This window comes from Rummeliibacillus sp. NPDC094406 (genome assembly GCF_044763875.1).
GTDB lineage: Bacteria > Bacillota > Bacilli > Bacillales_A > Planococcaceae > Rummeliibacillus.
The window spans coordinates 649,832-674,199 of sequence record NZ_JBIWGZ010000002.1 but is presented as its reverse complement, the minus strand read 5'-3'; the positions used below and the strand labels follow the sequence as shown (position 1 = coordinate 674,199).

Annotated in this window: 18 protein-coding genes; 11 read left to right on the top strand and 7 right to left on the bottom strand. The window is 34.8% G+C overall.

Annotated elements, in window-relative coordinates:
• The first annotated feature begins 5 nt into the window (after positions 1–5).
• Positions 6–929 carry a ribose ABC transporter substrate-binding protein RbsB gene (gene rbsB / locus ACIQ4I_RS07960; protein WP_403094903.1) on the top strand — a complete coding sequence of 308 codons (924 nt, stop codon included), beginning with the start codon at positions 6–8 and terminating at the stop codon, positions 927–929.
• Between the two features lie 250 nt (positions 930–1,179).
• The gene (locus ACIQ4I_RS07955) at positions 1,180–5,589 is read left to right on the top strand and encodes a lamin tail domain-containing protein (protein WP_403094901.1); all 4,410 of its coding nucleotides are present in this window, start codon (positions 1,180–1,182) and stop codon (positions 5,587–5,589) included.
• Between the two features lie 488 nt (positions 5,590–6,077).
• On the opposite strand, the gene ACIQ4I_RS07950 is transcribed toward ACIQ4I_RS07955, so the two are convergent.
• Positions 6,078–7,577: an alanine/glycine:cation symporter family protein gene (locus tag ACIQ4I_RS07950; RefSeq protein WP_403094898.1), complete on the bottom strand. Its 1,500-nt coding sequence runs from the start codon at positions 7,575–7,577 to the stop codon at positions 6,078–6,080.
• Positions 7,578–8,168: 591 nt separating this feature from the next.
• Here ACIQ4I_RS07950 and ACIQ4I_RS07945 point away from each other — a divergent pair.
• Together ACIQ4I_RS07945 and ACIQ4I_RS07940 are read left to right on the top strand one after the other, a co-directional pair.
• Complete coding sequence (locus ACIQ4I_RS07945) at positions 8,169–8,831, top strand: hypothetical protein (RefSeq protein WP_403094896.1); 663 nt, start codon at positions 8,169–8,171, stop codon at positions 8,829–8,831.
• A 15-nt stretch (positions 8,832–8,846) separates the two neighbouring features.
• The gene (locus ACIQ4I_RS07940) at positions 8,847–10,253 is read left to right on the top strand and encodes an efflux RND transporter periplasmic adaptor subunit (RefSeq protein ID WP_403094893.1); all 1,407 of its coding nucleotides are present in this window, start codon (positions 8,847–8,849) and stop codon (positions 10,251–10,253) included.
• Between the two features lie 393 nt (positions 10,254–10,646).
• On the opposite strand, the gene ACIQ4I_RS07935 is transcribed toward ACIQ4I_RS07940, so the two are convergent.
• Positions 10,647–11,486, bottom strand: a complete 840-nt coding sequence (locus tag ACIQ4I_RS07935) for a hypothetical protein (protein ID WP_403094890.1) — start codon at positions 11,484–11,486, stop codon at positions 10,647–10,649.
• 235 nt (positions 11,487–11,721) lie between these two features.
• Positions 11,722–12,096, bottom strand: coding sequence for a hypothetical protein (locus ACIQ4I_RS07930; RefSeq protein ID WP_403094887.1), 375 nt, complete (start codon positions 12,094–12,096; stop codon positions 11,722–11,724).
• A gap of 636 nt (positions 12,097–12,732) precedes the next feature.
• On the opposite strand from ACIQ4I_RS07930, the gene ACIQ4I_RS07925 reads away from it, so the two are divergent.
• The 4 genes from ACIQ4I_RS07925 to ACIQ4I_RS07910 all read left to right on the top strand — a co-directional run bounded on the left by ACIQ4I_RS07925 (position 12,733) and on the right by ACIQ4I_RS07910 (position 15,534).
• Entirely contained in the window at positions 12,733–13,020 is a 288-nt protein-coding gene (locus ACIQ4I_RS07925) for a hypothetical protein (protein WP_403094885.1), read from the top strand.
• A 33-nt stretch (positions 13,021–13,053) separates the two neighbouring features.
• A complete protein-coding gene (locus ACIQ4I_RS07920; protein ID WP_403095124.1) occupies positions 13,054–13,326 on the top strand; it encodes a hypothetical protein in 273 nt (90 codons plus the stop codon).
• A gap of 234 nt (positions 13,327–13,560) precedes the next feature.
• Positions 13,561–14,994 (top strand): 4-hydroxyphenylacetate 3-monooxygenase, oxygenase component, encoded by a 1,434-nt coding sequence (hpaB, locus tag ACIQ4I_RS07915; RefSeq protein ID WP_403094884.1) that lies wholly within the window; start codon positions 13,561–13,563, stop codon positions 14,992–14,994.
• 264 nt (positions 14,995–15,258) lie between these two features.
• Positions 15,259–15,534 carry a YqhV family protein gene (locus ACIQ4I_RS07910; protein WP_403094881.1) on the top strand — a complete coding sequence of 92 codons (276 nt, stop codon included), beginning with the start codon at positions 15,259–15,261 and terminating at the stop codon, positions 15,532–15,534.
• A 656-nt stretch (positions 15,535–16,190) separates the two neighbouring features.
• On the opposite strand, the gene ACIQ4I_RS07905 is transcribed toward ACIQ4I_RS07910, so the two are convergent.
• Entirely contained in the window at positions 16,191–17,438 is a 1,248-nt protein-coding gene (locus tag ACIQ4I_RS07905) for an MFS transporter (protein ID WP_403094879.1), read from the bottom strand.
• Positions 17,439–17,552: 114 nt separating this feature from the next.
• Positions 17,553–18,179: a LysE family transporter gene (locus tag ACIQ4I_RS07900; RefSeq protein ID WP_403094876.1), complete on the bottom strand. Its 627-nt coding sequence runs from the start codon at positions 18,177–18,179 to the stop codon at positions 17,553–17,555.
• A gap of 628 nt (positions 18,180–18,807) precedes the next feature.
• Here ACIQ4I_RS07900 and ACIQ4I_RS07895 point away from each other — a divergent pair.
• The 3 genes from ACIQ4I_RS07895 to ACIQ4I_RS07885 all read left to right on the top strand — a co-directional run bounded on the left by ACIQ4I_RS07895 (position 18,808) and on the right by ACIQ4I_RS07885 (position 20,414).
• Positions 18,808–19,068 (top strand): hypothetical protein, encoded by a 261-nt coding sequence (locus tag ACIQ4I_RS07895; RefSeq protein WP_403094874.1) that lies wholly within the window; start codon positions 18,808–18,810, stop codon positions 19,066–19,068.
• 50 nt (positions 19,069–19,118) lie between these two features.
• The gene (locus tag ACIQ4I_RS07890; RefSeq protein WP_403094871.1) at positions 19,119–19,313 is read left to right on the top strand and encodes a gamma-type small acid-soluble spore protein; all 195 of its coding nucleotides are present in this window, start codon (positions 19,119–19,121) and stop codon (positions 19,311–19,313) included.
• Positions 19,314–19,598: 285 nt separating this feature from the next.
• Positions 19,599–20,414 (top strand): LysM peptidoglycan-binding domain-containing protein, encoded by an 816-nt coding sequence (locus tag ACIQ4I_RS07885; protein ID WP_403094868.1) that lies wholly within the window; start codon positions 19,599–19,601, stop codon positions 20,412–20,414.
• A 292-nt stretch (positions 20,415–20,706) separates the two neighbouring features.
• Here the strand turns inward: ACIQ4I_RS07885 and ACIQ4I_RS07880 are convergent, their stop codons facing one another.
• Positions 20,707–22,404: a methyl-accepting chemotaxis protein gene (locus tag ACIQ4I_RS07880; protein WP_403094865.1), complete on the bottom strand. Its 1,698-nt coding sequence runs from the start codon at positions 22,402–22,404 to the stop codon at positions 20,707–20,709.
• Positions 22,388–24,031: a pyridoxal phosphate-dependent decarboxylase family protein gene (locus ACIQ4I_RS07875; RefSeq protein ID WP_403094863.1), complete on the bottom strand. Its 1,644-nt coding sequence runs from the start codon at positions 24,029–24,031 to the stop codon at positions 22,388–22,390. Before ACIQ4I_RS07875 ends, ACIQ4I_RS07880 begins: the two co-directional genes overlap by 17 nt.
• Positions 24,032–24,368 lie beyond the last annotated feature (337 nt).

Genomic DNA, 24,368 nt, shown 5'->3' with positions numbered 1-24,368 from the left:
ATACAATGAAAAAACTATCTTGGACTTTAGCATTATCAGCTTCACTACTACTAGGCGCATGTTCTATGTCACCAAATGGTGATAGCTCATCATCTGATAAAGCAGCAAAAAAATCTACAGATGATATGAAAATTGGTATGTCAGTTTCAACATTAAACAACCCATTCTTCGTAACACTATCTGACGGTGCAAAAGCAGAAGCGAAAAAAGATAAAGTAGATTTAACAGTGGTAGATGCACAAGACAATGCTTCAAAACAAGCTTCTGACGTAGAAGACTTAATCCAACAAAAAGTAGACTTAATCATCATTAACCCAACAGATTCAGAAGCAGTTGCTTCAGCAGTACAATCTGCAAATGATGCCAATATTCCTGTTATCACTGTTGACCGTTCTTCTGATGGCGGTAAAGTTGTATCACACATCGCATCAGACAACGTAAAAGGTGGCGAAATGGCTGGCCAATACTTAGAAGAATTAGTAGGCAAAGGTGCAAAAGTTGCTGAACTTGAAGGAGTAGCTGGTTCATCTGCAGCTCGTGACCGTGGTGAAGGTTTCCACAAAGTAGCTGATAAAGACTTAAAAGTAGTAAAATCTCAAACTGCCAACTTCAACCGTTCTGAAGGTTTAACAGTAATGGAAAACATTCTTCAATCGAACCCAGACATCAAAGGTGTATTCGCACACAATGACGAAATGGCTCTAGGTGCCCTTGAAGCAATCGAAGCTGCTCACAAAGATATTAAAGTAGTAGGTTTTGACGCTACTGACGATGCTCAAAAAGCAGTTAAACAAGGTAAATTGTCTGCAACAATTGCCCAAAAACCAACTGAAATCGGTAAAATAGCAGTAGATACAGCTGTAAAATCACTTAAAGGTGAAAAAGTAGCAAAATCTATCCCAGTTGATCTTGAATTGATTAAAAAATAGTAAATAATTTATTGAAATAGAGGGCCACACTTGGATAACAAGTGTGGCTTTTTTTAATGGGAAAGAAGGTTGAGTGATGCAAGTAGATTGATGAGTAGTGCAAGTTGAGCGATAAGCAGTGCAACAACACATTATTACTATAAAAAATATATTTTTACAATTTCATACAATAACTTAACGCCTCCTTTAAATTACCAAAATACGTATTTTCTATAATGAAGATGGAAATTTAAAGGAGGCAATGTTCACAATGACAAAGAAAAAGAAAATGTTTACATCAGCAATAGCAGCGGGAATTCTTTTTTCTTCATTAGGGCTTCAAGATTTAGGGTTTGACCATGCTTATGCGGAACAAAAAGCACCTTCTATATTGATTACTGAAATTACACCAAGCACTGGCAATATTAATAATGCGGATGGCTATGAATTTATTGAACTCTATAATAACTCAGATCAAGAAATTTCACTGAAGGATTATAAATTGCTCTATCGCTATCCAGCTTCTGCGAATAAAGCGGATGCAGATTGGGGATTTACAGAAGATAAAAAAGTGCCAGCACATAGCGCAATTGTCGTTTGGGTGAAGAATAGCGCCAATCGAGATGCAACACTTGAGCAATTCAATGCATACTACAAAACCAATTTAACGAAAGACCAAGTTACTTCCATTGAAACAGATGGTATGGCAAATGCTGCTGAACGTATTCTTGTTGTTTCGGATACATACAAAAATGAAATAGTTAGTGCAAAATACGCAAAAGAAGATGTCAAAGAGGATGTAGGTATTCAATATAAATGGACTGGCATAGATCAGACAATGGAGATTTTAAAAAAGGATGAAGGTGTAACACCTGGGCAAGTCATTGATGGACAAGTCCCTGACAATCAAGGAGATGTCATAAAGGATACTACGCCCCCAACGATTAACCATATACCTATTACTAAAGTAAGTGCAGAAGAAGGCTTGAAACTTCAAGCGAAAGTGACAGATGACGTATACGTAAAAAATGTCGTATTGTCGTATCGCTTAGATGGACAAAGTGAATGGTCAGAAGTACCAATGACCATATCTGCAGACAATAATTATCATGCACAACTAACTGCTTCTCAGTTAGGAGGAAAAGAATTAACATACAAAATTACGGCTTATGATGGAACGAACGCTGTATCATCAGACGAATACAAAGTCGAGATTACACATGAATCTTATAATCCACAAGATGTCCCTTATTTGTTGGTGACAGAGATTGTGCCAGATTCCACAAATGTCGGAAACTCTGATGGCTACGAGTATATTGAAGTTTACAATAACTCTGACAAAACTTTGAATTTAAAAGACTATAAAATTCACTATCGCTATCCCGCTGAAGGACCAGAAGCGGACCTTGTATGGGCACCTGAAAAAGAAGATCTTGAACTAGCCCCTGGTGAGACAATGGTCTATTGGATTATTAACGCTGAAAATGGGTCCAAAACAGTAGCAGATTTCAATCAAAACTATGGTGTCAATTTAGTTGAAAATAAAAATATCGTCAAACTGTATAACAATGGTATGGCAAATGGTAGCCATCGAGGTATTTCGATTTCTACAAATACAGGACAAGATATTTCTGTTGCCTATTACAATGTTAATGGCACAAATATAGATGCAGCAAAAGACAAAGGTATACTTTACAAGTTTCCAACAATCCCTGGCGACAATGTCATGAAAAAATATAGTAGCAAAACGGAGAACGGAACACCGGGTGCTGTCTCTCCTTATCAAATGCCAGAAGAAAGAGTGAAGTTTACAGAAGACAACGTAGCACCTGTTATTACAGATCAATCAATTACTGAGGCTGTATCAGAACAAACTGATGTTAAATTGGAGTTTGACATTAAGGACAGTCAAATGGTCAAAACAGCTCGTCTATACTATAAGAATAATCAAGAATCTACCTATCATTCTGTTGATCTAAAAAAAGATCATGCAGACGGCTTATATAGATATACAATCTATTCTGCCAATCTGATTGGTAAAGAGTCACTAGAATACTATTTAGAAGCTTCTGATGGTACCAATACAGCTACAACAGATAAAAAGAAGATTGGTATTATTCAAGATAAACGTCCTGAAGGTCTTACACTAAATGTTGAAGACAATTCTTTACTATCCAAAAATGTATTATTAAAAGCCTTCCATTCTAAGGATAATAATGACACGAAGCTAGTTTTGGATGGTCAGGATATTACCAATAATGCAACATTTACCATGGCGGATCCAGCCTATTTTGCAGTAGATGTAAAAAGTACAAATTTATTTTTCAAAAATGCTATTACAATCGGTGATGAAGCCTTACGTATTTTTGATGATACGATTAATGACTACACAACATTAACAGTTCCAATCGATCCGAAATACTTTGAAAAAGGTAAAGAAACGAAAATTTCCATTCGTTCCGGTACGAAAGTGTCCCCATTCGATCCAAATTCAGAGGAAAACCGCGATGATTTTTATGTAAAAAATATTCGCCTCATTTTAAGAGATGGGACAGTCATTTATGATCCAAAATATAATAATCCAACGAAGGAAATTTCTGTTGGGGATAGTAGTGGGATGTCCCCAGTATTAGATGCGAACTTTATGGTGCCAGATGAAAAATATACAGCCAAATCTTATGCGTGGGATACAACAACTGCAAAAGACGGTGAGCACACATTCATTGCCCAGAATGGTAACGAATCAACCCAGGCTAAAGTATTGGTTGATAATACAGCGCCTAAAATCACAGCATCTGTAGAAGAAGGCAAAGAATATAAAGGTGATTTTACATTGCAAGCTGAGGCACAGGATGAACATGCAGGTGTGCAAGAAGTAACAGCTACATTAGATGGCAAAGACATTACATTACCGATGAAAACATCTTCAGCTGATTTAACATCAGGTGAACATTCATTTACGATAACAGCAAAAGATCAAGTAGGAAATACTGCAACGAAAACAACAACATTTAAAGTAGTGGAAGAGCAACCTTATGCACCTGTATTAATCTCACCGAAGGATCATGAAAAAGATGTTTCATTATCACCGAAACTTCAAGTAAAAGTATCTGATCCAACGAATGATAAGTTAGGTGTTTCGTTCAATCGAGGATATCAATATACAGCTGATCAAACATCGCACATGACGGTCTTTGCAAACAGTGCAGACCGCGAGCCACCAACAACCATTTCATCAGAAGGAGAAAAACTTGTCAAAGATGTAGACAAACTAACAAAGGTGGATGGCCAATATATTACAACAACCGGGGACGAAAAATACCCATATCATCGTTTTGAAATTAAGCTCGACAAAGCTGTCGATAACAATGATGAGATCGAAGTAAACTGGGAAGGTAAATCTATTATCGGACGTAAAGTTTCGATGTATGTGTGGAATTATGACACTAAAAAATGGGAAGTCAAGGAATGGAAGGTTGCAGAAAATAGTAAAAACTTTAAACTCCATGCTACTGTTAAAGGGAATGCATATGTAAAAGATCAAACGGTACAAGTAATGGTGCAAGATGAAATTGCAGCAACCACTCAATTTGATTATTCATTAATTTGGATGTCCGATACGCAATATTATTCTAAAAGCTATCCACAAATTTATAACAAAATGACTGATTGGATCGCGTCTAAAAAGCAAGAGATGAATATCAAATATGTATTCCATACAGGAGACTTAGTTGATAATGCGGATCAAGAGTACCAATGGCAAAATGCGGACAACTCGATGAAAACACTTGATCAAGCAAATGTACCCTATGGTGTCTTAGCAGGGAATCATGATGTGGATCATAAAGCAGAAGACTATACAAAATACGGTGAATACTTTGGCGAAAGTCGATTCAAAGAAAAAAATTACTACGGAGCATCTTACAAGAATAACCGTGGTCACTATGATCTAATTAGTGAAAAAGGCAATGACTTTATCATGCTTTATATGGGGTGGGGTATTAATGAGGAAGACATGGCTTGGATGAATAAAATCCTTGCGCAATACCCAGAACGTAAAGCGATCCTTAACTTCCATGAATATTTACTTGTATCTGGTAATCGTAGCCCGATCGGTGATGAAATCTATAAAAAAGTTGTCATACCAAATAAGAATGTCATTGCCGTATTATCTGGCCATTATCATGATGCTGAAACACTCGTTGATGAAATTGATGATAATAACGATGGCACACCAGACCGCAAAGTATATCAAATGCTGGCTGATTACCAAGATGGTCCTGAAGGAGGACAAGGATTTATGCGTCTACTTCAAGTCAACCCAGTAGAAAACAAAATCTATATGAAAACCTATTCTCCTTACTTAGATAAATTTAACTTTTATAATACGACAGATTATCCTAGCAAAGACGAATTCGTGATTGAAACGGATCTAACACCAAAAGAAAAAGTCGTCGCAACAGATGCTATCGAAGTAAACGTCTACACAAATGACGAAATTGGTAATGTGAAAAATATTAAAAACGGAAGAACAGCTACAGTTAATTGGAAAAAATTAGATGAAAGTACAAGCTATAGCTGGTATGTCAATGTTATGGATGATTTTAAAGGAAAAGTACGCTCACCTATTTGGACATTCGAAACGATCGATAACACCAAACCATCACATGGGAAAAAGTAACAGTGTCTGTTACACACAAAATCGAATAACATGCCACAATGCAGATTCCAGTCTCTTATGAGGCTGGAATCTTTTTTCGTATTTTTTCTTAGGTTAAGGCAATCAGCGATTTCGAGACATGTATCCACATTTTCGTTAATCATAAAAGTATTGAATCTAGATTCCACTCACGTTCATCCAAAGAATCTATTAAGTTAATAGAAGATTGCACAAACTATAATGCATATTGATCCGTAGCAAATAAAGCAGGTTAAATAATATTTGAATGATTCCATTTTCTTCAGATAGTACATAAAGAAAGTCACATTTTATATAGTTTAGCATTCAAATCAAATTAAAAGGCCTTGATATCCGACGGATATCAAGGCCTCAATTTACTAACTTTTTAAACTGATACTTCACATAAGCTTAGAAAGCTTAATGATTAAATATCAAATATTACAGTAGAAAAATATAATAATAACACTTAATGAAAAGTTTTTAATCCATTAGGACTCTTTACGAATACGTGAGGAGTTATTAGTTTGTGAATTTAATTTGTTCATCTCGTCTACACGTTTTTCCCAATAATCTGCGTTTTTAATCCCCAATTTACGAGGGTCAAAGACAGGGTCTAAGCCTTGTTTCTTCTGTTCTTCGTAATCTTTCAAGGCTATTAAAGCTGGCTTTACTAAGAATAATAAAGCAATTACGTTAACATATACCATTAAACCAAGACCAGTGTCCCCAAGTGCCCAAGCTGCTTCTGCTGTTTTTACTGATCCAAAGAATAATAGTACTAAGAACACCACTTGCATGATGCGAATCGAAATTTTTAGCTTCGCACCTTCCATCATAAAGGCTAAGTTGGTTTCTGCGATATAGTAATAGGCCATGATCGTAGTAAAAGCAAAGAATAATAACGCGATAGCGATAAAGCCTGAACCTAAGCCTGCAAGTGGGAAGGCTTGTTCAATTGCTGCTTGCGTATAAGCTTCACCTGGATTTACTCCTGGAATATTTTCTACTAAAACTTCCCCTGTTTTTTCATTTTGTACGTTATACGCTCCTGTGAACAAGATGATAAACGCTGTTGCTGTACATACTAAGAAAGTATCAAAGTAGATTGAGAAAGCTTGAACGAAGCCTTGCTTAACTGGATGTGATACTTCTGCAGCAGCTGCATGATGAGGACCAGTACCTTGTCCCGCTTCATTAGCGTAAATACCACGTTTTACACCCCAAGCAATTGCAGCACCTATAATCCCACCGAACATTGTATCTTGGCCGAACGCACTTGAGAAGATCAAGCTAAATACTTCTGGAATTTTATCGAAGTTTAAAATAATAATTACAATTGCCATTAAAATATACATTCCCGCCATGAAAGGAACGATAATTGAAGCAGCTGTTGCAATACGTTTAACTCCACCAATAATAATGACACCAATCAACGCGACTAAAAATACACCAGTAATCCATGCAGGGATATGGAATGCATTATTCATAGCACCCGCAATTGAGTTTGCTTGAATAGATGGCATTAATATAGCCATAGCAATTACACCTACAACAGCAAAAATCATACCAATCCATTTTTTTTGTGTAAATTTGTAAAGATAGTAAGCTGGTCCACCACGGTAGATGCCGTCTTTCTCATCTTTATAAATTTGAGCAAGTGTTGATTCGACATAAGAGGTTGCGGCACCAATAAATCCTAACACCCACATCCAGAAGATTGAGCCAGGCCCACCGTAAGCAATTGCGGTTGCTGTACCAGCAATATTCCCTACACCGATACGTCCTGCTAGTGCCATTGATAATGCTTCAAAAGAAGATACACCAGAAGACGATTTTTCACCTTTCGCTAACTGTACAAACATGTCTTTAAAGAAGCGTACTTGCATGAATTTTGTACTAATTGTAAAAATTAAACCGACTACTAATATTCCGTAAATAAGTACTGGACTCCATAGTAATGCATTAATTTTCGTTAACATTTCTTCCATAAAACTTCACCCCATCCGTTGTAATATAAAAGTAATATATTAAAGTAATTATATTCTGATTATTTAAAAGATTCAATGAAATTTTGTAGAAAAATGTTTTTAATGATGATGGTTTTATTTAAAAACAAAATAATAGATATAGATTTTACTTATGAATGCATGTTCAGGTTGAGTATAATAAATTCCAAGAATTACAGGAAAAACGAATTTAAAAATGATTTTTCCGTTTTTTGTTTAATATACTAATATTTATTTACAATTCTTAACACAAATTTAGCTTAGTAGAGTGTTGACAACTCATTCCATAAGTTACTAAAATAAGAGGGAAGAATGAATTGAGACCGTTACTATCAACTAAAATACATAAAGTATTTTAAAAAAAAGCTCTGTTATGAGAACCCTCTCTACAGGGCTTTCTGTATTTCTATAGACGAGTTTTTAGTTAATAGAATTGACACTCTATACTATTTGTTTGGATTACAATTCATAATGTTGGTAGTACATAAGGAATATATTCAGCAACAGAAATGAGATGGCATGCAAGGAAAGGATTTTAGGACAATAGCCATCATGATTAAAGGAGAAGTAAACATGACTTTGAAGGTACAGCCGTTAAAGGGGATATTTAAACCAAAGGATTATCGTACTATGTTACAAGAGGCTGAAGATTATTCTTATTATAAGTTAAATATATTGATACTTTTTGTAATAAGTGTGTGTGTATATGTAGTAAGTGGAGTATTGGGGATAGGGACTGAGTCATTATCGAAGGAATTACCAAGTGTTAGCAGTCATGCATTTGAGGCAAGAAAACAATTATTTTTAGTCGGAAGATTATTGCAAGGTATTTTGATTCCATGTGTATTTCTTTTCGGAAGCGCATTATATTATTATGCATTTATTAATGGCGGTTTTCGTAAGTTAGTCATCGCTCAAATGAATATATTTGGTATTTTCTTAATAGAAAAGATCATTCAGATTCCATTATTCTTATTGCTAAATATTGATGTAACTTCTAACATTTTTTCATTTGGTATTATTGCACAATATATGACGAATAATGAAGTAATTATTCACTTTCTTGGGGAGATTACGTTATTCAGAATTGCCATGTTAGTATACTCTTATTACTATCTATCAAGAATAGTAGAAGTTCGTAAAAAGACTTTAATAATCGCTATCAGTATTTTATTTTTACTTTATTGGATTTTCGCAAGTTTTATGTCTTATATCAAAATAGGATTCTTTTTCTAAAGGGGGATGAGAGACTTGAAAAAATGGGGCAAGTATCTTATTGCTGCAGTTGTCGTTATTTTTGTTGGGAGTAATCTTTTCCTCTTATTAAAGGAAGATAGTAAGGCAGCTCGAACAATTAATATAAGTGATTGGACAACAATAAATAAAGGTAATGTGAAAAAAATATTACATACAAATGGTGTTACACAGCCAGAAACTGAAACCCATATGTATTTTGATAGTCAAAAAGGTTCCTTAGGTGAAATCTTAGTAAAAGAAGGAGACGTAGTGACAAGTGGTACTCCTTTATTTTCTTACGATTCACAAAAGCTTGAAGAAAGAAAAGCAGATTTAGAAGATGAAGCAAAACGTTTACAAGGTGAAATGGACAGTATTGACCAAGAAATTTCACAATTGCAACAAATTGATACAAATGCAACTTCAGACACGACGAGTACAAGTTCTAATAGCAAAAAGGTTAAATTGGATGTAAATGTGAATGTATCATCCATTGTTGAAGGAAATGTTCAAGAGAAGGTTGCAGAGGCAGAAGCGGAAAAGGGAAAACTTGAAGCGGCCTTAACTGAAAATGAAGCAAAGAAATCTAGAGTGGAGAAAGAGCTAGATGATTTAAATGTTGTAAGTACTGTAGATGGTCAGATCGTGAAAATTAACCCAGATTTAAAGGATCCAATGATGACAATCGCTTCTACGAATTCAGTAGTAAAGGCTATTGTACCTGCAAAACAAATACAAGAAGTAATTACTGGTCAACAAGTAGAGTTATATTCAAAACTAACCGATCAAACTTACAAGGGGACTGTTGCAAAAGTTATCACCTATCCGAATAAAGATAAAAAGAAAAATAAAGAACCTATGTATTCGTTTTTGGTTAAGCTAAACTCAGAAGCAATAAATGAAGCTAATGCTGATAAGAATGAAAAGACAGACAACACAAAGAAAGATGGACAAGCTACAGATGGGCAAATATCTAATGCTACTACTGGACAGTCTCAATCTGAACAAACAACAGATACGGTAAATCAAGAAAACCAAATGGCAGTCAAAGAAGATAAGCCCTTGTTGGTTGGAACAGATATGAAAATGCAAGTAACAGTAGACGAAGCAACAGGTGTACCAACCATCTATTCTAAATCTATGTGGAAATCTGGCAATAAACACTATGTATATCAGCTTACTACCAATGGAGTTGTTCAAAAACAACCAATTACTTTGGGTGTAGCATATAAAGGTAAAAATCAAGTTGTAAAAGGGCTTCAAGCAAATGATGTAATTATAAGTGATCAAGATGCTATTTCATTAGCATCAACATCAAATTTCATTACACCTATCAAAACATACGTAATACAAAAGAAAGAGCTAAAAAGTATGACCAAAAAACAACTGGCCCAATATATATTGACTGGGCTATTTGAGTAACAACACATAAATAGCACCTAGTTTCATTAGAAACTAGGTGCTATTTTTAATCTTTTTTAGGACGTGAAATGAGCAGAGATAAATAGATTTATCCGTGATGCCAAGCGCTATAAAAACGAAGCGAAAATACAGCATCCTCTTTGGGGTTATTTGGCATGGAAGTTCAAGGTGCCACAATGATATTTGTCGTCTATAACAAATGGATTTGAAATTACTGTATGAAAAAGAGAGAAAGTAAACAAAGAAATCCGGCACTTTTTGTTCAAAATCGATCGAACAAAAAGTGCCGGATCTGTATGTAAAAAAAATTAACCATTTTAATAACGTAAGTTTTTCAACGCCCTCGTAGAATACGAATGGGTTTCTAAAAATTCCAATTAAAAATAAGCTACATTATTGTTCGATAAATATTTCATTCACTTTGTTGAAGCCAATGACAATTCTTCCACTATTGGTGATGGAAATGCCTTCAGGTTCTCGGTTGGTATTTAAAGATACGCGTTTTATTTGAGAGCCATCCGGTTTAAATGTCATGTATTGGCCATTGGAAAGTAGATAAAATTTCCCTTTGCCATACGCAAATCCTTGTACTTCTTTTCCTGGTGTCTTTCCAATTAGACCATTAATGTGGATTTTTTCCTGCCATTTCCGTGTTGCATTTATTCCTTTTCCAAGGTGGATTTTATTTAAATCATAACCATTTCCTGATTTTGATACACCCATAACTGTTTTGCTGTCCAACATGGCGATGACATTTGGATGAATAGTTGAAGGAATTTTCCACTTTTGAACTACTTTGAGAGTTGTTGCGTTTATTTTGTAAAGGGTATAGCTAGATTGACCTCTAATATCCGCTAATTGATAGATGGATCCATTTTTATAGGAAATAGCTTGTCCATGACCAATAGTTAAACGTTTACTCTTTTTAAGCAACTTACCATTTTTATTATACTTATATATATATCCATAATGGTTTTTATCACCGGTCACATATGTAAGATAAAAATTATTATTTTCATCAACTGTAATACCTTGCAATCCCTTAGCCTGATAACTAGTTATATTGGAAGGATCACGGTAAGGGTAAAAAAGGGTTTTGACTTTAATATTGTTATTAAAGGTTAGGGAATGAGGGATATTTCCCGTTTTTGCTTCTACTTTATTCTGAGGAATCAGTGAGCATACCATTACCAATAAACATAGTATTGCACCTGAAAATTTCCATTTTCTCATGCTGCACCTCGATTTGTTATTAATTTAACTTAAAAATCAACTATATCATATATTATGTTAAATAGTGCCTAGCACAGACACAATTCACAACAAATTAAGTCTTTAATTAGCGAAAATACAGCTCAATCTATAGTTTAATAAGTAGACTTTTAAAAACAAAAAATACCCCATCCATGATTTTTTCGAACTTGGATGGGGTATTTCTTTAATTGTTCTACTGAGGGAGATATTTTACTCAAATTTCAATCCCACCTCTTGCTGGCATAATATCTTTTTCTTCATGATCCACATCTATTTTTTGCAAATCATCAGCCGGTTTTTCTAAAGGATTGCCTTGTTTAGGCTGATTCTTTTCTATATTATCGGAAACATCTTTTGGGTGGGCCAGTAAGTTGTCTATTTTACTATCAATAAAATCCATTGATGTAGTTAAGACAATTTTTAAGTCTTCAAAAGCCGAATTCAGGGTGGCAGGTGTAGAAGCAAATAACTCAACACTCGTTTTATTCCAATCATTGAGGGGAGTGGAAGGATTGTTCATAGTATAATACGATCCTGCTAAAAAAGAGATAAAACATACAAGTACAACAGTAACTAACTTCTTAATCATCATTTCCACCTCCTTCTTAAAAAGCTAAATACATCCTTTCCAAAAAGAGGAGAAATTATAACTAGGTGTTAGAAATAGGTAAGTAATACAAATGCAATTTTGGCTAAGATTGAGTTTTTGATTGGCAAAACCCTCTAATTGATTTGCTTTGTTTGCAGTTTAAGTTTTGGCGTGCATTTTTTAGTTCAGCTGCATTTATCGGATTGTAGTCATCTCTCGATGGAAACAATTCACATCCTAAAAGATATCTGTTTTTAGACAATTGAATCAATTTCATAGATCTGTTTTCGTTTATAATTACGAACATTTCAACACATTAACTTTTCAATATTCAGATGTGGATGTTCCGCTACAGACGGCGCTTTCCACGGGCTTGGCTTCAATCTCCTTGCGGGGCTTTCAGCTCAAGCTTTTCCCGTAGGAGTCGCCGTCTTTCGCTCCACAATGAACAAAATTGGATATCACTAAATGTTCATATATTTCATATGAACTTTGCATGATGAAATTGAATCAATTCATATCATAATCAGAAAAAATAGTACCCCAAACTAAAATTCCTTTCCAATAATAGAAAAACGTTCTCATAAAAATTTTCTTTTGTGGAAGTATAACAGTACATAATATGGAGGTGATTCATTGAATAATGACAATCTAAAGAAATCTACGAAGACTGAAACAGGTGTAGAAAAAGTTATAGGAAAAGGCACATATCCAGGTACAACGAGCAACGCAATTAAATCGGTCGTTGCAGATTATGGTGGAACTGCTACATCTGCTTATAGCCACCCGGTAAATTATAATAAGCCTCCAATTTTCTCATCAGGTGGTCTGACTATCCACGAAGCACAAGGGGGAAAAGTAGAACCTCATCCTTCTAAAAATGAAACAAATGAGACATTTGAAGAGCAATTAGGTGCAGATTAAGACACTAGTTAGATGCACAATGGAGGTGAGTAAATGAGTGGCAAGAAATTTACATCCGTAGGAACTGATATTGAGGAAGTAAAAAGACAAAATGCAGAATCTGGACCAACATTTAATGAAATGAAAGAAATTATTGCGAATAGTGATGTAGGAACTCCTTCTATTGATGTGCCAGATATCGATGAGCCAAAAAAGTATACATGGACTGGAACGGATATTAATGAAGTAAAAAGATTAAATGCCGAATCCGGTCCTAGCTATAATGAGATTTTTGAGATGCTTGATAAAGAATTAGAAGCGGAGTAGAATCCACTTATCCTTACCGCATTCAATTCGATATATTTTCATAGAGCCTCTTATCTCTTTGGAGATTTGAGGCATTTTGTTGTGGAACTAAAATGGATTGGCAGAAGTCTCCTCAATCATTTTCTCCTCTCCTTCCTAATTGTCACCGTTCAGCAGTATTTTTCATAGTATAAACTTAGACGCATACCTGATTTTGGTTGGTATTTTGTATTGATAAGAACGAGGAGGAAAGATATGCCTGCGATTACAGGAGCACAATACATTGATCGGATTAATAAGCTGAATACGAATGTATGGATCGATGGAAAACAGGTGATGGGCAATATTTCGGAACATCCAGCGTTTAAGGGGGTAATGCAAAGTCAAGCAAGTCTTTACGATTTGCAAAATGATGATAAATTAAAAGATAAGATGACTTATACATCTCCATCAACTGGTGAAGCAGTGGGATTGTCCTTTTTAATGCCAAAGACTAAAGAAGATTTAGCAAAGAAACGAGCGATGGTACAGCAGTGGGCTAGAGAGAGTAACGGAATGATGGGAAGAAGTCCAGATTATATGAATACGACGCTAATGACGCTTGCAGCTTCAGCACATTTGCTGGAAGGAGAGGAGAATTGTTTTCCAGAGAATATTAGAAAATACTATGAATATGTCCGTGATAATGATTTATCCCTTACTCATACTTTTATTGAACCACAAGTAGATCGAAGTTTAAACTATTGGGAAAGATCAGCAGAGCCTATTTCAGCAAGTATTGTGGATAGAACAGATGAAGGATTAGTTATAAAAGGAGCTCGTTTACTTGCAACACAGGGCGGAATAACAGATGAAATGCTCTTAGTTTCAGCAGGTAGACCATATGATGATGAAAGTGGATTTGCATTCTCCATTCCTAGCAACAGCAAAGGACTTAAGTTTATTTGTAGAGAATCCTTTGTTGGAGGAGATTCCAAATTTAACTATCCATTGAGCTCTCGCTTTGAAGAGATGGATACGATTGTTGTTTTTGATAATGTATTGGTTCCTTGGGATCGTGTATTCTTTTATGACAATATAGATGTTGCGCAGTCTTATCTTAACCAAAGCTCGTTTCAACCATTTGCATTGCATCAGGTTCTATCTCGACAGATTGTAAAAACCGAATTCATGCTGGGGATTGTTCTGTCCATCATCGATTCAATCAATATTTCAATCTACCAACATGTGCAAGAAAAGGCTGCTGAAATCATGGTTGCGTTAGAAACTTTGAAGGCTTTAGTGATTAAATCTGAAGTAGAAGCAAAAGTGAATGAATCTGGTTTAATGCAACCGGATTTCATCACACTTAGAATTGCCAATAATATTTTTGCTAAAGTATATCCACGATTTACGGAAATTGTGCAGTTGCTAGGAGCAAGTGGACTAATGTCCATCCCTACAGAAAGCGCATTTCACTCTCCAATTAGAAAAGATTTAGATCAATACCTTCAATCCAAAGGAAATAATGCAGAAGACCGTGTCAAACTATTTCGCTTAGCATGGGATGCCACTATGAGCCCTTTTGGCACACGCCAAACACTATACGAACGCTTTTTCTTCGGAGATCCAGTGAGATTAACAATGGGAATTTATCAAGATTATGACAAAAAACAATATGTTGAGCTCATCAAGAGAAAACTAGAATAGCTATACAAAGAGCCTATCTCCTTACAAGATTTTAGACAGCAAATAGGACCTACCTACATTAACCATCTGATCTCTATTAGATCAGATGGCTTTTTCTATGAGCGATTTTGCAATAAAAATAATGAGATAACAAAAATAATCCGTATCAATCATACATATATTGAATTTGACGATTTTCTTAAAATAAAAGCTGTATAGATATTTTAAAGGCAATTAAACAGCTTTAGTTGCATGATCTTAAAACTTAACCTTAATAAAGATTGGATGATGAAAGTTATTGAAAAATCGCTTCTTCTTATTGTTATTTTGCGTCTACTGTCTGGAAGTATTGAAGTAACAGCTGCTTTGTTTATGTTAAAATTCAATAGTTTAGAAAAAGCTTTCTATATTAATACGATGCTTGCTTTAGTAGGGCCAACTGTATTAATTGTAACTACGGCAATTGCATTATTTGGACTAGCTGATAAAATTTCTGTGACTAGAATGATTTGCCTCTTTGCAGGAATCACACTCATTCTTATTAGCGTAAATTCTAAATAAAATATTTGTAGGTTTTTTTGGATATATTTTATATACGAGGATCAATTTAAATCCATTTTCGGTTTTTAAATAAAAACTCTTTAATATTTAGATTTGGATGTTCTTTTACAGACGGGCTTTCCAAGGGCTTGGCTTCAATCTCCTCGTCACTACGTTTAGGGACTGTAAAGTGTTTAAATGCAAATATTAATAGTATGAATCTGCTTTCTGCATGATGTGGAATTAGCTTCGCTTTCCGCGGGCGAGCGTTGAGCCTCCTCGCTCACTTCGTTCACTGCGGGGTCTCACCTATCTCGCTTTCCCGCAGGAGTCTTCGCTAATTCCACATCAACAAATATAGCAATACAAGTTTTTTGTAATAAATTTCCATTTATTTTTACTTTTTCACTATCTTTTCTACGTTCCTGCGGGGCTTTCAGCTCAAGCTTTTCCCGTAGGACTATGAATAATCTTCACTGAATTAACATCGCACGTAGGAAATACGAATGCATTTTCGAGGACTCGCCGTTTTTCGCTCCACACTGAACAAAATTGGATATCATTAAGTTCGTATATTCTATTTGAAATTTGCATTATGAAATTAATTCGCGAAAATATTTTTCACAGAAAAGATAACTAAGGACGGATTCTGCAATTAAAAAGAATCCGTCCTTTTGTTAGTTTGGAGATTTGCCTTTATCGTCACCGATTGCCTCGACTTTTATATATTTCAGAACTAAAAATAACAGAATCAGTCCTAACACGCCTGCCACAATATAGCTAGTGTTTAGGTAATTTTCCATCACGAGTGACATAATAGGAGGGCCAGCTGCAACACCAATATATCTAGCGGAGCTGTAAAAAGAGGTGACTGTACCTCGCTCTTCTTTTTGAATATTTTCTGTAATGATTGCGTCGAGCACTGGAAGAAGTGCTCCTAACGCGATTCCTGCTATACTCGTGACGATCAACAAAAGAGTTAAACTTTCCTTTGAAAATCCGACGAACACAATGCTTGCAGAGACAATGATTAAACAAGTAATGATTATTCCCTTAATTGTTTTCAAATTGCCCTTAATTTTCCTTCCAGTTACGTACGAAGCGATACACAGCAATAATAAAGGAATTGCTAAAACAAATCCCTTTTTAACTCCTTTTATATGATGCCCTTTTTCAAGATGCTCAGAAAGGAAAAATAGCATGCCAAATAGTACTAGCATAACGAAAATGCCATTTAGAAATACTACAAATAACCAACTACCATCTTGTTTAAACGTATTTTTGACCCTTTTCCAAAATTCTTTAAATGCTATAGGAGCATCTTTTTCTTTTGGTGTTTTTACAAAGAAGAAGATCAAGATAATAGAGATTAAACTAAATACAGATATAGAGAAAAACGGAAGAAACCATAAAAAGGCAGCAAAAGCTGAACCGAGAATGGGACTTAAAACTTTTCCAAATGTGTTAGATGTTTCGATAATTCCTAGAGTGGAGCTTGTTTTTTCATCGTCACCATTGTACAAATCGCCAACGAGTGGTATAACAATGGGCATAGCGCCAGCAGCCCCCATACCTTGCAGTATCCTTCCTATAATGATCATTGTATAGGGATTTTCCATTTTCCATGAAGCCAAAGCAGCTATTAATCCACCGATTATTGCTAAAAGTAAACTGGGTAGGATGACTATTTTTCGACCAAAACGGTCAGATAAATAACCAGCTACTGGAATGAGCAGGATGGCTGCAACTGAGTAACTGGTAATTATCATACTTGATTGAAATGAAGAGATCCCCACTTTTTTTTCCAAAATGGGGAGAACCGGAATAAGCATAGAATTTCCAAGTGTCATAACAAGAGGAATTGAGGCTAAGCTGATGATACACCATATACTAACCTTTTCCTCATTTTTATCGGCATTCTCCATAAAAACACCTCTATATTTTTTTCAATAATATAGATATGGTTTCCAAAAGTACTGAATTTATGCTGTGCAAGGGTTATTATATTTTAGGTTAAAATACTTTTACGATGAGGTAAATTAAAATAGCGATTTATATGCTTGTATACCAAAATGAATGCCGAATCCAATCATAGAAATAGAAGATAAAGCAGATACGATGTTTAAAAACTTATAAGATAAAACTTTCCTTGAACCGCTTGATATAATTGCCATAATAAAATCCACCAATATTATACCCAACAATATAAAAAGACTATAAAGTGCTATTTCAAATCCACTTAGTCTCCCTGATCCACCTACCAGAACGGAGCCATAGATCCCTAGCCAAAAAAGAATTGTTAAAGGGTTTAATAATGCGATAAGGAATCCTGATAGAAGTGAATGTCTGAGACGCAACATTTTTTTAAAATTGGAATCAAGTTTAACTTTGTGCATTGTAAGTAAATTCTCAATCCCTGTATACAATAGAACAAAGCAGCCAAATGACCATAAAATGGTTTTGAAAACTGGATATTCTATAAAACTTCCAATGCCAAAGTACACTAAGAGCATATACATTAAATCTGTGGCGATCGCTCCAAGACTGAAAAACCAAGCGTGAAAAAACCCGTTTTTGATGCCTAAATTAAGCAAAGTAGCCTTTACTGGCCCAATAGGAGCAGCTAAAGAAACCCCTAAAAAGAAATAGGGAAATAAGGAATGCATAATCATTTTCCTCCGTTTTATAATGTTGTAATATCATATTCCGATGAGACAACCGCTACGACAAAGAAGGAAAAATATTCAGCGCCAAGCACAGAGACAATCTTGAAATTTGTGTTTATATGAACATAATAAGTTCTTCAAATCACACAATTTGATAACGAACTAATCTTTCAAGCGTGTTGTTAGGATAAAATAGGAAGGATATTCTTCTGTAATCTTACTTTCAAGGTGCTTGTGTCTCATTATTTATTGATTGTAGCGGAGGGTTGCTCGACTCCCGCGGGAAAAGCGTGGCAGCTGAGACCCTGCACGTAGCGTAGCGAAGGAAGCGGCTCAGCGCGCGCCCGCAGGAAAGCGAGCAATCCGTAGCGGATATCGGATAATCATCCATTTATTAATGGAGAAAACTAGAAAATCAACACGCATGCTAATCTTTAAATCTATTGCATCTTTCATTAAAGCTCTGGAAAAGTAATGTACGCTTTGCATCAAATAAAATGAAATTCAAAAAAGTTTTTTAACCACTGGTCATGATGTTTCAAGTGATAGTAGTTGGATATCCTATAGAAGTCTAAGTAAAAAACAATATTCCGATAATTAGAACATATAGTTGAGGTGTAAATGAACGATGAAAGAATTCAAGGTTACTTATTTTTTTGATCAAGAACATTATGTCAGACGTTTCATCTTTATTGAATCGCAAGAAGCAGCGGAAAATCTTATTCAGAGTGAACGTGACCAATATATTTCGTTTACAGACAATAGAGGAATTTACCATGAATTGAATACCAGTAATGTTCGGGTTATTCAAATTTCTGAATATCACAGAGTAGACAAAAGTAAAAAAGCAAAAGAAGATACTTACGATCAAAATAATTTTTACTCATAATTTTATGTGTGGCGGAAATAGTAAAGGGTACAGAAATGGAGGTGCTTCAGTTGAGCAATTATAAGCGTGATGGATTTACAGTTGCTGGGACGGATATTGATGAAGTAAAACGAAAAAATGCCGAATCAGGCATGTCCTATAATGAAGTAAAAGCAATGCTTGCAAAAACGAACTTACAAGGTACAGCTATTTATAGCGATACAAATGCCCCCAAAATACAAACTGAAAATAAACTTAAAATGTAAAAAGTATATTAACGCCATTTGGAAAGTACTTCATAAAAGAAAATACAAAAGATTCGTTTCTGAATGTAATACGAATCTTTTGTTATTTCTCTTCAAAATATTCGTGTTGCGGGATGTGAAATTAATAATATTAGAAGAAAAAATAAGTTAAATATCAAATAAATATCATTTTGTGTAATATAATCTCCCATTTTGTAATATTAATTTGATATTACTATAACAAGTTTGTTACATAACTCCTCTATAATAGATTTTATTAGTAATAGACAAAGGGAGTTAAGAAAATTGAAAAAAACCATCATCTCAGCAATGGCATTAAGCTCGATTATGCTATTCTCAACAATTAGTGAAGAAACAACTGCATCAGCAGCTACTACTACATATACAGTAAAAAAAGGCGATACATTATCAAGCATAGGCGCCAAATATCATATTTCATATAAAACTCTAATGAGTTGGAATAATTTAAAATCAACAAATATTAAAGCTGGACAAAAATTAAAAGTTAAAAAGAGCTCATCAACTAGCTCTAGTAAGAAAAGTTCTTCTACCTCAACTTCTACATACACAGTAAAATCAGGTGATACTTTATCTGGAATTGCTAAGAAATATGGTGTATCGTACAAGACACTAATGAGCTGGAATAATTTAAAATCAACAAACATTAGAGCTGGACAAAAGTTAAAAGTTAAAGGATCTACAAAAAAAGTTAGCGATAGTGTTGCGCCAATATCTGGCGATACGAAACTAGAAAAAGCTGTATCAATCGCATTAGCTCAACAAGGTGTACCATATGTATTCGGTGGAGCAACAACAAGTGGATTCGATTGTAGTGGACTTGTATACTATGCATATAAAAATGCTGGGCTTGCTTCTTACCGTACAACAGCAGCCGGTTTCTACTCTATCTCAACAGCAACTAGTTCACCTAAAGTAGGAGATTTAGTATTTTTCAAAAACACATATAAATCTGGTATTTCTCATATCGGACTTTACATGGGTAACGGAAAATTTGTCAGTGCAAGTGGTACAAAAGTACAAGTAAGCTCAGTGAATGAATCATACTGGAGCAGTCATTTTGCAGGATATAGACATTTGTAATCGGTGACTGACACAGACATTTTATATAATTTCGATTAATCAATACCATCTGATTCGATGCAATCAGGTGGTATTTTTTCTTGAGGTTGTGGTTAAATGCTCTGAAGACTTCCCCAAACATTTGCCATAGAACTAAAAAGGAATAGTTAGTCTGCTGAGGAATCTGGATAAAAAATCAAAAGAAAAATAATAAATAAAATGCCAAGACCCAAATCAAGGCCTTGACACTTTAGTAAGATAAGTAATTCTAGTGTTAAATTCTAACTCTATATACTACATTTTCGATATTTAATTATATTGAAAATTTGTTAACAGATGTTCGAAGTTGTTCTGCCATGGCTGCTAGGTTATTTGAAGAAGCGGTGATTTCTTCCATGCTAGCAGTTTGTTCTTCAGAAGCGGCTGCAACATTTTGAATGCTACTAGAATTTTGAACAACGATTACGCTGACTTCTTCCATTGATTCTGCAATGTTGCTAACGCCACTATTCATAGATTCAATGGCATTACTTACTTGTGTCATTTGAGAAGTTAGTTTGGACACTGATGTATATATTGCATTAAATGCATTACCTGCTTCATCAAAAGCATCGGCGCTTACTTGTAGATTTTCATAACTAGTAGACATAGAATCAACAGCATTTGTCGATTCAGTTTTGATTGAATCAATCCGGTTACTAATATCGTTTGCGGCGATTCTTGACTGGTCCGCAAGCTTTCTTACTTCTTCTGCAACGACAGCGAATCCTTTACCATGTTCACCAGCACGTGCAGCTTCTATCGAGGCATTAAGTGCAAGCAGATTTGTTTGATCTGCAATTTCAGTGATCAATGAAACAATTTGGCCAATTTCTTTTGAGTAATTGTTTAAACGATTCACAACTTCAGAAGTTGTATGAATCATGTCAGTTGTTATATTCATTTTTTCTACAGCGTTTTGAATAATCTCTTTACCATTTTCAGCTGTTTTGGTTGTATCAATCGCTTTTGTACTAACTTGTTCTACATAGTTAGTTACGTCATTCATCTTTTTCGAAATAGTATTGACGTTAGCGCCGATTTCTTCAACAGCGTCGGTTTGCTTGTCAGAACCAGCTGCCACTTCTTGCATGGATACTGTAACTTGTTCAATAGAAGCGCTTGTTTGTTCTGAACCCGCAGATAATTCCTCAGATGTAGCCGCTACTTGCTCAGCATTTGAACTAATTTGTGAAATGATGGTTTTTAAATCATCTACCATATGATAAACGCCAAAGGATAATTGGGCGATTTCGTCTTTTCCTTTAATTTCAAATCTCTTAGCAGCTAAGTTACCTTTTGCGACTTCATCCACATAGCTGTTTACTGCAAGGACGGGCTTAATAATTTGTTTACTTATGATGTAAGCTAGTAGTGCACCTACAAGAATGAACAATAATGCTAAACCTACTGAAATCCATATTACTTGTGTTTGCACTTGCGAAATAAATGAAGCGTCCATATCTATTCCAAAAATGATATCAGTCCCTTTAAAAGGGATGAAAATAGATTTATGAACACCGTATTTATCTTTATAAATATCACTATACATGATTTTTTCTTGATCAATTGCTTGATTCATTTTAGGGTCAAATTTATAAGCGGCATTATGATTGTCTGTACCACTTAACGCTACAATATGTTCTTGCCCATCAGAACGGGAAAGAACATAGGCATCTTGAATGTTTTGCTGTTTTTTGGCTATATTTAATGTATTTAAAAGTGTTTTATATTGTGTTTGATCATTATTATCAGCATTCGTAACAAGTGAAGTATCTATATGCCCCATTACTTCATTTGAAACAAGTTGTAATTTATCTTCAAAAAGGCTCATTACTTTATGTTGGATAATATTGTTACAAGAATAATAAAGTATAGTACCAAATATTGTTGAAATTATCGCAATTGGAATGACAAACGACAGAATATACTTAAATAGCATTGAATGTCTATTTTTAGCGAGAAACTTCAAGGGCCGAACCCTCCAATTCTTCAATTGAGTGTTTAAGTGATTCAATCATTGCAGGTATATGTTCAACTTCTGTATAAGGTGAAATTGAGAAGAATTTTGCTACCCCAACTGGAATACGGTTTGTGCTATCAGATGCATCAACAGTACAAATACGTGTTGTGTCTCCAAAGAACACATCATCACGATGTTTACCTATTACTTCAAATAAAGATGAATTTAATGTGTTTATACTTTCAATTTCTGAAACTGTATAAGTTCCTGCTTGTTCTGATTCCCAGTTATAACCATTTGGGTATAGACGGAATGCTGTAATTGGCCCAATATTGGTTGTATTAACGACATGAAGTGATTGGATTCTGTCTGCTAATAGTTGACGGAATACTAAATTTACTCGAACATAATTCGCTAATAGTTCTTGGTAGCCAGTTTTTCCGAATGCCATTAAAGCAGCATAAATGGCAATTGAACTACCCATTCGAGAGCATTCTAATGTATAGCCTGTGTGATATGAACCATATCCACGGTTACCTACATATGGTGTATCAAAATCTTCTAAATCTAGAAGACCAAGTGCACTACCTTCTTTTAATAGGAATAGACTTGTTAAGTATGGAGTTTGACCGAGTTTTTGGAAGTCAAAGCATAAGGAATCAGCCAAATATAAGTATTGCATACGTGAACGGATGACCATTAAGCTTTCAAGCACTTCATCTTCAAAGTGTAGTGGGTTTTTCTCAAAATCATAATCATTAAAGAATGCATAAAATCCGCCTAACGCTGAATCTGCGTGAATATGAATTGGTTTCAAGTTATGACGACTTTCTAAAGTAGCTGTAATTTCTTTAATCTCTTTAATATTGTCAATTGCAAAACTATCTGTAGCACCAGTTGTCGCAACAATATATACTGGAATACCACCTTTTTCGATAACTTCGGTTAAACGGTTTTGTAAATCATCCATATCCATTGAATGATCTTTACCGGCTTTAACTCGGATTAAATGGTTGCTCCCAATTCCTACTGCTTCAATTGATTTTAATAAACTATAATGCGCATTTTCAGAAGCGAAACAGTAAAGGTTATTTGGCACACCTTCTTCTTTCGCATGTGGGAATTGTTTTGCAATTGCTACGCGAAGTCCACTGAATACAGCACCTTGTCCGCCCCAAGTTGTATAACCGAAGCTTTTTGTATAATCATATCCTACCAATTTAGACATCATAGAAATGACTTTTACTTCAGATTCTGTAGCTGCAGGTCCGTATACATCCCATAAGTTATTACCATTTAAAAGAGAATTAACAAATAAGCCTAAAATACCTGGAATGCTTGCCATAGGTAATACATTTGTTACAAAGTTATGAGTGTGGAATGGGTGTCCTTTCATTAAGTCAGTTAATTCATTCACTACTGTATCTAATCCCGTACCATTAGTGGGAACACCATGTTCTTCCATCAATTCTTGATAAAAGTTAGCTGAGCGTTCCTGCATAGGACCAAGTGTCGTTTTAGATGGATCTTTTAATTTGTCCATTGATGTTAAAATTTTTTCAAGATAACTTACTAGTTGCTCTCTCTGTTTTCCATTGCCATCTTCGCTTTGGAATAGTTGTTTAATATTATTCAATTTAAAAACACCTTTCATAGTTCTAAAAACTTATAGTTATTTTTATTGATATAGTCCCTTGTACATAAACAGTATAAGAAAAAACACTTATAAAATCCATGAGATTAAAAATTGAAATAATTCCGAAAATTATATTAACATAGATTCGTGGTGATGGATCCCTTCTACTTGGTAGCCGCAAACTTTTGTCATTAGGTGAAAATTGCTGTAGTTATTGTTTTCATATATCCAAAGCAAAGCCCAATCTGAAATTTTCCTTTTACATATACTACAAAGAATTTCAGAAAAGGAGAGGAAGTAATGGTTCAACCTTTCAGAGGACAGGGCGGCGGTTTTG

What these genes read in the sequence shown, in the direction of transcription:
- rbsB (WP_403094903.1), top strand. Translation starts at nt 6, where the DNA reads ATGAAAAAACTATCTTGGACTTTAGCATTATCAGCTTCACTACTACTA.
- ACIQ4I_RS07955 (WP_403094901.1), top strand. Translation starts at nt 1,180, where the DNA reads ATGACAAAGAAAAAGAAAATGTTTACATCAGCAATAGCAGCGGGAATT.
- ACIQ4I_RS07920 (WP_403095124.1), top strand. Translation starts at nt 13,054, where the DNA reads ATGAGTGGCAAGAAATTTACATCCGTAGGAACTGATATTGAGGAAGTA.
- hpaB (WP_403094884.1), top strand. Translation starts at nt 13,561, where the DNA reads ATGCCTGCGATTACAGGAGCACAATACATTGATCGGATTAATAAGCTG.
- ACIQ4I_RS07905 (WP_403094879.1), bottom strand. Translation starts at nt 17,438, where the DNA reads ATGGAGAATGCCGATAAAAATGAGGAAAAGGTTAGTATATGGTGTATC.
- ACIQ4I_RS07950 (WP_403094898.1), bottom strand. Translation starts at nt 7,577, where the DNA reads ATGGAAGAAATGTTAACGAAAATTAATGCATTACTATGGAGTCCAGTA.
- ACIQ4I_RS07900 (WP_403094876.1), bottom strand. Translation starts at nt 18,179, where the DNA reads ATGCATTCCTTATTTCCCTATTTCTTTTTAGGGGTTTCTTTAGCTGCT.
- ACIQ4I_RS07910 (WP_403094881.1), top strand. Translation starts at nt 15,259, where the DNA reads ATGATGAAAGTTATTGAAAAATCGCTTCTTCTTATTGTTATTTTGCGT.
- ACIQ4I_RS07945 (WP_403094896.1), top strand. Translation starts at nt 8,169, where the DNA reads ATGACTTTGAAGGTACAGCCGTTAAAGGGGATATTTAAACCAAAGGAT.
- ACIQ4I_RS07930 (WP_403094887.1), bottom strand. Translation starts at nt 12,096, where the DNA reads ATGATTAAGAAGTTAGTTACTGTTGTACTTGTATGTTTTATCTCTTTT.
- ACIQ4I_RS07895 (WP_403094874.1), top strand. Translation starts at nt 18,808, where the DNA reads ATGAAAGAATTCAAGGTTACTTATTTTTTTGATCAAGAACATTATGTC.
- ACIQ4I_RS07935 (WP_403094890.1), bottom strand. Translation starts at nt 11,486, where the DNA reads ATGAGAAAATGGAAATTTTCAGGTGCAATACTATGTTTATTGGTAATG.